Here is a 1,638-nt window from a genome sequence, read left to right on the forward strand (position 1 = left end):
AGGCTTGTTGAGCCAAACTCTTGATTTCCTGTTCTTTTTTTTCGGTTTCGTATTGTATTTGTAGCTGAGAAATTTGTTTGGATTTCTCTTTACCAAGTAAAGAATCATATGTTGCATGATACAATTCATAAGATGCTAACGCTGCTTTATGATTGCCTAATGCTTTTTGGACTTTTGATAAAATAAGGGAACCATCTCTAACTTCTGCAAGATGATCAATTTCTTGTGCAAGTTGAATACTCTTGGTTAAGTATTCATTTGCTTGTATATTATTTCCTGTTTTCCAATGAATTTCACCAATAGAGTTCATTGCCGAAATTACTAAGGATTGATCCCCAGTTTTTTGACCTAATAAAAGACCTTTTTGTAAATATTTTAAAGCTTTTATAAATTCCTTTTTTGTACTATATAATGTACCTATATTAGTGTAAATAGAACCTAAACCTCGTTTATCACCAAGGTCTTCTCTAATTTTTAATGAACTAAGATAATATTCTAGAGCTTTAGTATAATTGGTTTGCTCTTTATAAGCAATTCCGATGTTATTTTGGATATTAGCTATAAAATACAAAGCCTTTAATTCTTCAGCAATTTTCAAGGATTTAAAATAATATTCTAGAGCTTTATTAAAAAGATCTTGTTCATGATAAACAAGACCTATATTATTAAAGGCAAATATAATGTTGTTTTTATCGTTAAGTTCTTCAGCAATTTTCAAGGATTTAAAATAGTATTCTAATGCTAGACTATAATTTCCTTTCCTAAGATAAATTACCCCAATAGAATTATAGATATTATTGGGGCTATGCCCTAATTCTTTGTATATTTTTAATGACTTTAACTGATATTTTAGGGCTTTACCTAGGTCTCCTTGTTCTTGATAAGTATCCCCTACGTTACTATAATTTTTAGCAACAGATAATTTTTCACCTATTTTTTTGTCAATTTTTATAGATGCAAAATAATATTCTAAAGCTTTATCAGGGTTTCCCTGATCACTATTTATAAAGGCAAACCCTTTGTATACTAATGAAACGCCTTTGTCATATTTTATTTTCTGTGCTGTTTTTAGAATTTCTTTTAGAATTTTAGAAGATTCTTTATAGTTTCCTTTTTGAGTGGTTACCCAAGAAATTTGAAAATAAGCATCTACAATACCCTCTTGATAGTTTGTTTTTTCGGCTAATTGAATTGCTTTATTAGCATAACGAACTGTTTGTGAAGAATCGGTAAATGCATATTGCTGGGCAATAATATTATATGTATCAACTTTTTCTTTCTCAGGAATATTTGTTTCAAGTACTTGTAAAAGCGAATCAATTTTTACCTGATTTTGTGAAAAAACATTAAAAACAATTAAATAGAAAAAGAGGACTAGAGTATTTTTTTTCATATTATAAATTCAGATATATCTCCAAATACAAGATTTGATTATTTTTTAATTGCTATTATTTCTTTTCCGATATTGTTGGAGGTAAATTTATAAAACTTCTTTTTGCTGTATAGGTATTTTGAAGAGGAATTATTTTTATAGATATTGAAATGGTAAATTAAACGTTACTTGTGTACCTTGAGAAAGATCTTGAATATTAAATGCAATTTTCTTTTTTCGCATTTTACGATATAAATCGATACGTT

The 1,638-nt window shown here is 27.7% G+C and carries 1 protein-coding gene; it reads right to left on the minus strand.

The annotated features are described in order from the left end of the window. Positions 1 to 1,393: tetratricopeptide repeat protein (locus Z054_RS0127280; RefSeq protein ID WP_024773133.1), on the minus strand; the 1,393-nt coding region annotated here is incomplete at its 3' end. Between the last annotated feature and the right edge of the window lie 245 nt (positions 1,394 to 1,638).

The organism is Aquimarina macrocephali JAMB N27 (assembly GCF_000520995.1).
GTDB classification, from domain to species: domain Bacteria; phylum Bacteroidota; class Bacteroidia; order Flavobacteriales; family Flavobacteriaceae; genus Aquimarina; species Aquimarina macrocephali.